The 6,960-nt window shown below is 43.6% G+C and carries 5 protein-coding genes; 3 read left to right on the forward strand and 2 right to left on the reverse strand.

Going from position 1 to position 6,960, the window contains the following annotated elements; all coding sequences use genetic code 11:
- Positions 1–165: 165 nt before the first annotated feature.
- Positions 166–2,613 carry a PAS domain S-box protein gene (locus ABF638_RS36155; protein WP_435027582.1) on the reverse strand — a complete coding sequence of 816 codons (2,448 nt, stop codon included), beginning with the start codon at positions 2,611–2,613 and terminating at the stop codon, positions 166–168.
- Between the two features lie 57 nt (positions 2,614–2,670).
- On the reverse strand, positions 2,671–2,898 hold the full coding sequence (locus ABF638_RS36160) for a helix-turn-helix domain-containing protein (protein ID WP_435027583.1): 228 nt from the start codon (positions 2,896–2,898) through the stop codon (positions 2,671–2,673).
- A 263-nt stretch (positions 2,899–3,161) separates the two neighbouring features.
- Between ABF638_RS36160 and ABF638_RS36165 the strand changes: the two genes are divergently transcribed.
- From ABF638_RS36165 to ABF638_RS36175, 3 genes are all read left to right on the forward strand, one after another.
- Positions 3,162–3,446, forward strand: a complete 285-nt coding sequence (locus tag ABF638_RS36165; protein WP_435027584.1) for a hypothetical protein — start codon at positions 3,162–3,164, stop codon at positions 3,444–3,446.
- A gap of 191 nt (positions 3,447–3,637) precedes the next feature.
- Positions 3,638–5,836: a CHASE2 domain-containing protein gene (locus ABF638_RS36170; RefSeq protein WP_435027585.1), complete on the forward strand. Its 2,199-nt coding sequence runs from the start codon at positions 3,638–3,640 to the stop codon at positions 5,834–5,836.
- Between the two features lie 494 nt (positions 5,837–6,330).
- The coding region (locus ABF638_RS36175) for a tetratricopeptide repeat protein (RefSeq protein ID WP_435027586.1) at positions 6,331–6,960 on the forward strand (630 nt) is incomplete at its 3' end.

Below are 6,960 nucleotides of genomic sequence, written 5' to 3' on the forward strand. Positions count from 1 at the left end.
CTCTGATTAACTCAGCCCTGCTGGGTCATTTTGTATGGCTTAGTCTAAACTCCAGACACTAAAACACAGGAGAATATTATGCCTAGCTCGACTTCGTTAAACCAGGAGAAACCCCGGTGGTGATTCCGATTTCCAACGTTATAAATTATGAAGGTAGAAGCGGGTTTATTCAGCGATTAAGTTGGCGATCGCATCTACTAACTCGGCTGGCTCTACTGGTTTGGCAAGATGCTTGTCAAATCCGGCTGCAAGTACTTGCTGGGCGTTAATTTCTCCAGCATAGGCGGTAAGTGCGATCGCTCGAATTTGCCCTCCCTGCTTTGCTGGCAGTGTTCTCAACTGTCGCATGAACATACATCCATCCACTTCTGGCATCCCAATGTCGCTTAAAAGTATATCTGGCAGGGATTGGGCTAAAGTGGCTAGGGCTTCATCTGCTGATGTGACTGCTGTCACATTTGCCCCATATTGCTCTAGTAAGAAAGCAATAAATTCTCGCGTATCTGTATCATCATCCACTACTAAAATTTTGATACCATTCAAATTTGAGGATGGCTCAGAGTTGCTGCTGTCCTGTCTAATCTCTAATTGATTTTGGAGCAGTGGGAGTCTCACTGTAAAAGTTGCTCCCTGATCTTCGCCCCCACTTTCTACCTGGACTGTCCCGCCATGCAGTTCGACTAAGTGACGAACGATCGCTAATCCTAACCCCAATCCACCAAATTTTCTGGTGGTGCTGCTATTCTCTTGGCGAAAATATTCAAACACGTAAGGCAGAAAATTGGGGTCGATGCCTTTCCCTGTGTCGCTGACTTGAATCAGTGCTGAGTTGGAATTAGAACACAATGATAGTCGAATATCAACCCGTCCGCCCGCAGGTGTAAACTTAACTGCATTTGAGAGCAGATTCCAAACGATTTGCTGCAATCGGCTGGAGTCACCCAAAACTTGCCCCAAATTTGGTTCCAGGCTGATGTGCATCTCAATTGATTTCGCTTCTGCCGATAGCCGCACTGTCTCCATTGCTGCTGAAATTACAGATGTCAGATCAACTGGGTAGATATTCAAGCTGATTTTACCTTGTAATATCCGGGAGATATCCAGTAAATCTTCAATCAGTTGAGCCTGTAACTTAGCATTTCGCTCAATAGTCTTTAGTGCTTGAGGGATGGTCTTTTCATCAAGTTTTTTGGTTTGGAGTAGCTTTGACCAACCTAAAATTGGGTTGAGTGGCGATCGCAATTCATGAGAAAGTACTGCCAGAAACTCGTCTTTTATCCGGTTGGCATTTTCAGCCGCCTGTTGAGATTGCTGTGTTTCTGTATAGAGTCGGGCATTATCAACAGCGATCGCCGCCCGGCCAGCTAACTCTTCAGCCAACATTAGGCTTTTGGTGTTGTAGCGACGACCTGAAGAAGATACCAAAGTCATCGCTCCCAACACCCGTCCCCGAACGATTAGCGGTACACTCATACCAGATATAGGATTTAGTTCTTGCAAGATTTTCAGGTGGCTGGCGTTGTGGCTTAACCCTTGTATCTGTTCATCAGAAATCAAATGAATAATTTGTGATTTACCCGTTCGTATTACTTCAGCAACACCTGCTGTTTCTGCCAAATCAGGCGGATAATTTTGTAACTGTTCTACCAATTCTTGCTTCTCTAGATTGGCATGGGCTGCTGCAACTCGGTGGACTAATTGATTGTCACAAATAATATCAACTAAGCACCAATCAGCTATTTCCGGCACTGCCAAACGTACCAAACCTGCTAAGGTTGTCTCGTAGTCCAATGATGTAGCCAAAATCCCACTAGCTTCGGCGAGAAAACGCTGTTCCTCCTCCACCTGCTTACGCTTAGTAATATCTCGCGAAGACGCTTGCATCTCTAAAATTTCTTGAGTTTGGCGATCGCGAATAGCTCGAATAGTTGCTTCCAACCAGATATAATGTCCATCTTGGTGACGGGCACGGTGAGTAATGGTATAAATATCTGGTAAATCGGCATTGACTGGGTAATTTCTCGCAATCTCTGCCAAATCGTCAGGGTGAACTAATTTATTACTGGGATGGCCGACTAGTTCCTCTGGTTGATATCCCAGTACTGTGTAGCAAGCTGGTGAAACATACAGAAGAATTCCATCTACCGTATGGCGTGAAATAATATCAGTTGAATTTTCAGCCAGCAGCCGAAAACGCGCCTCACTCTCGCGCAGTTTTGCCTCAGCCTGCTTGCGTTCGGTAATATCGACGCACATTCCCACCCATTCGTGGATTTCGCCTGTTTCATCAAGTATGGGCACACCGCGGATATTCATGTAACGGTATTCGCCGTCATGCCGCAGAACACGATACTCGGCAACTGCGACGCTGCGTGTCGGAAATGCCTGTTCCCAAATTGCCACCATCGAGGAACGATCTTCTGGGTGTAGTGCCTCAACCCAACCCCATCCTTTGTATTGTTCAGGACTTTGCCCTGTGAACGCTTGCCAGGTGGGAATATCATCAATAACGTTGCCCCAAGGTGCCGCCCTCCAGACGATGGATGCGCTTGCCTCTGCTAGTGAACGGTAGCGTGCTTCACTGTCGCGCAACGCAATTTGCTGTTCGCTCAAATATTCCCGCAAATCTATAACCTCTTGAGCTTTCAGGTGATCAATGAAATAGGTTTTTTAAAAGTATTTGGCTAAAAGCGCCTCACCGGGTTCTCCCATTTGGTGTAATAGCTCTTTAATTTGTTTCATAGCCAGTGGCGAAGGTTGTGTTCGTCCGTTTTCCCATCGGTTTATAGTGTGAAACGAAACCCCTAATATCGTTGCCAGTTTTACCTGTGTAAATTTGAGGCACTGTCGAGTCTCGCGAACCAACTGTGTAATCCTTAGCTGTTCGATCGCAGTCATAAGCTAACTATATTTTTATTTTTTACCAGATATTGCAATATAGCAGATGCTATAACTTGGACTGCACCTATCTAGGGTATAGAGGTAGCCCTATCAATATGGGTAGAAATTTTATGATTCACCTTGAAAAGGCTAGTACCGCAAGGCGGAAGTCAAAAGTCAAAAGAATTGTATTCCTAGCTTCTTGCGCCATTTGAAATGGTATGTTTATTTCGGCCGTGCTGTACTAGTAATAGAGTCGTTTCAATTCAGGGGATGAGAATATGAGAGTTTGGCTTGCCTGCTTTTTCGTGTTGTTTGCTTTGGCGGAACTGTTTGACTGGTTGCAAGAGTTTAATCTGCCATTACCTATCTATATTTTGGGTGGCGCTTTTTTAGCTGTTGCTTCTAACTACGATCGGATTTTTGACTCCTATTTTGCTGATTCCAGCATTGAAGCAGCACTTGAACAACCCCAGTTAGATTCACTAACCCCATCTACTAATCCTATATCTTTCCCAATTGCCAGTTCTGTTGAAGATGCTCAAACATCTCAAACAGATGATTAGCGATTGTCTTATTTTCTAGTTGACGCTGTGCATAAGCTTGCTTTCAGAGTAGGAATACGCCAAAGTCTCTAATTAACAAGTAAATTGCTACATTAATAGGAGCTTCAGGTTAAGTAGCTTTTAACCTAGAGTCCGAAAATTAACTTTTACGCCTGCAACATCTACCCAATTCAGGCTACCGCCGCAACGCCGTGATTAGTGGATTATTAGAAAAACTCCGTTTCCCCTTTGTCAAAGTTCAGGATTCCCGTGAAACTTCCAAGAGCAAAAGCTGGCTGCCAATTATTTTTGTTACCAGTGTAGGAGTTACCGCCTTTATTTGGGGAGTTCGGGAACTAAGATGGTTACAGCCTTGGGAGTTAAGAGTTTATGACCAGATGTTGCGATCGCGTCCACCACAAGCATCCGATCGGCGGATTTTGCTAGTTAAAATCACTGATGAGGATCTCAAACGAGAAAAATGGACTATATCAGATCGAACAATCAATCAGCTATTAAAGAAAATCGAGTCCTATCAACCGCGAATTGTTGGTTTATATCTTTTCCAACCAGAAAACAACAATTTGGCGGCTAATCTTCAAAATCAAGATAACGTTATCAGTACTTGCTTGTTCAGCAGCTTGGGTAGAGATGAAATGCCACCGCCACCCAATTTTCCTATAGATAATGTTGGGTTTAGTGATGTGGTTGCTGATCACGAAAACGATCAAACTCTCCGCCGCAGTTTGTTATTTGCTCACTCTACAGACCAGAAATGTACAACATCATTTGCATTTGGTGCTTTAATTGCAATTAATTATCTGGAAAAACAAGGCATTGACTACCAGTTCACGAATAAAGGAGATTTTCAGTTAGGTAAAACCCTGTTCCCGCGTTTACAAGCTAATTCTGGCAGCTACCAACATCTGGATGCAGATGGGTATCAAATATTATTAAATTACCGTCACCCTGACAGCCTCGCCGAACAAGTAACCCTCACAGAAGTCCTCAACGGTAAAGTTAACTCTAGTTTATTTAAAGACCGTCTTGTAATTATTGGCACCACAGCAGCTAATCTCCCTCCAGGTGGATTTTATACACCCTACAGCGCTTTGCCAGATCAACCAGCCAGAATGCCTGCTTTGCTTATTCATGCACAGATAGCAAGTCAACTTATCAGTACAGTATTGGATGGGCGATCGCTAATTTGGTATTGGCCAGACTGGGTGGAACTTATTTGGGTGTGGGGTTGGTCGCTTTTAGGTAGTGTTTTAGCATGGCGATCGCAAAATCCGTTGCTTTTGCTAGCGTTAGTAGGGACAACTCTACTTGGGTTAGTAGTAATCTGCGTTGCTTTGTTTTTGCAAGCCGGATGGGTGCCGTTAATTCCCTCTGCCCTTGCCTTGGTGCTTAGTAGTATCTGTGTGATTGCTTATACTAGCTACCAAAATCAGCGGCAAACTCAGGTGATTATTCTGCAAGTTGAAAAACAACAAGAAGCGATCGCTCAATTAAATGTCCTCTTAGAAGACAAAACGGCAATTCCTGACTCGTCTATTGATTTTCTTCTCCCAATTGATTCACCAGAAATAAAATCAGGTGATTTGCTTTTGAGTGGACGCTACAAAATCTCTCAAACTCTGGGTGCTGGAGGATTTGGTCGGACTTATTTAGCACAGGATACTCAACGACCAGGTAATCCTACTTGTGTGGTGAAAAAGTTAATGCCAGCCCGTCAAGATATAAGATTTTTGCAAGTTGCCCGCAGGTTATTTAATAGTGAAGCTGAAATTTTAGAATCTTTGGGTAAACATCATCAAATTCCCGAACTACTTGCTTATTTTGAAGATAACCAAGAATTCTATTTAATTCAACAATATATTGAGGGACATACCCTAAGTGAAGAATTACCACCTGTGCAAAATGTAAAGAACGAATCATTTGTAATTGAGATGCTCAAACAAGTGTTAGAAGTTCTAGAATTTGTTCACCAGCATCGAGTGATTCATCGTGATATCAAACCGACTAATATTATTAGATGTACTCAAGATAATCGGCTGGTGTTGATTGACTTTGGTGCTGTTAAATTGATGCAACCGCCAAGTAGTGAGCAAACAGAATTAGCCACAGTAGCCATCGGGACACGGGGTTATGCACCTCCAGAACAATTTGCCGGTCATCCCCGCTTATGCAGTGATATTTATGCTTTAGGAATGATTGCGATTCAAGCCATAACTGGGATACCACCGCAAGAACTCTACCCAGATCCAGAAACAGGGAATGTGATGTGGCGGCAATCGGTGCAAGTGAGTGAAGAGTTAGCGGCAATTTTAGATAAGATGGTTTGTTATCATTTTAGCGATCGCTATCAATCAGCCACCGAAGTTTTACAAGATTTGAAACGGATGTAGCTTTGGCGATTAGAAATTGTGGCTATACAAACGTAGTCGGACTGCGCGGACTAATGGACAATTAATGCTTTCCAATCGGTAAAGGCGAGTTTTGTCTGTGTAGACGCGACTTCCTGTCGCCTGATATTATTTGAAGGCAACCTTCTGCATTATTATTGCATTGCGATTGTATTCAGTTGCATTGCCATTGCATTGACTTGCATTGCTATTGTATCGACTTGTATTGCCATTGCATCGACTTGCATTGCTATTGCATTGAGGGCGTGTTTTCAAACTACTCGTTTAGCCTCCTAACTTTTTAGATCCCCCTAAATCCCCCTTAAAAAGGGGGACTTTGATAAGTTTTTGCCCCCCTTTTTAAGGGGGGTTGGGGGGATCTAAGACTTTGAAAACATGCTCTAACCCCCAATTAAAAAAACTATACTTTCGCGCCCCACTTTGCTTACCGTAAAACTGTTAAAATACACCACAAAAGCAATATATGGTTGCAGCAAATGCTCAAGGGGCTTTGGCGGTGGCTGAAAAGGTATTTTCAGCGCTTATTTGGCAACAAGCAAACTCCTCCGCTAGAAAAACTGAGGAAAGTAGAACCAACAAAACAGCTAACAGATGCGGAGTATGAATCGTTGTTTCTTAAGTTGTTGGCAGAAGTCAATGATGGTTTAAGTATAGGAGGAGCAAAAAGTTTCTTGGCTGCAAACCGCATCAATGAGGCTCATTTGGTAGAGTGGTTGCGGGGTTTTGGCGAAAGATTGTTAGCTTTACCTACACCAAATGATGAGTTAGCAACGCGAATGGTGCGCCTGGGTGAGTTGAGTATTGGGGAAGTCAGTGTTGTTGCTTATGATTTTGGGAAGCGGTTGGAGGGAGAAGAAACGAAGCGCAGAGTCGCAGAGAACGCTGAGGGAGGAGAGGAGAAAGAAGCGGAAATTTGGTTTAACCAAGGTGTTGAGCAACACGAAGTAGGGGATTTTGCTGGTGCGATCGCATCCTACGACAGTGCCCTCAAATTCAAACCCGACTACCACCAAGCTTGGAACAACCGGGGTAATACGCTGGATAAATTAGGGCGATTTGAAGAAGCGATCGCATCTTATGACAGAGCCATAGAAATCAAACCCGAC

The sequence above is a fragment of the Nostoc sp. CALU 1950 genome (assembly GCF_051172895.1).
Taxonomy (GTDB): domain Bacteria; phylum Cyanobacteriota; class Cyanobacteriia; order Cyanobacteriales; family Nostocaceae; genus Nostoc; species Nostoc edaphicum_A.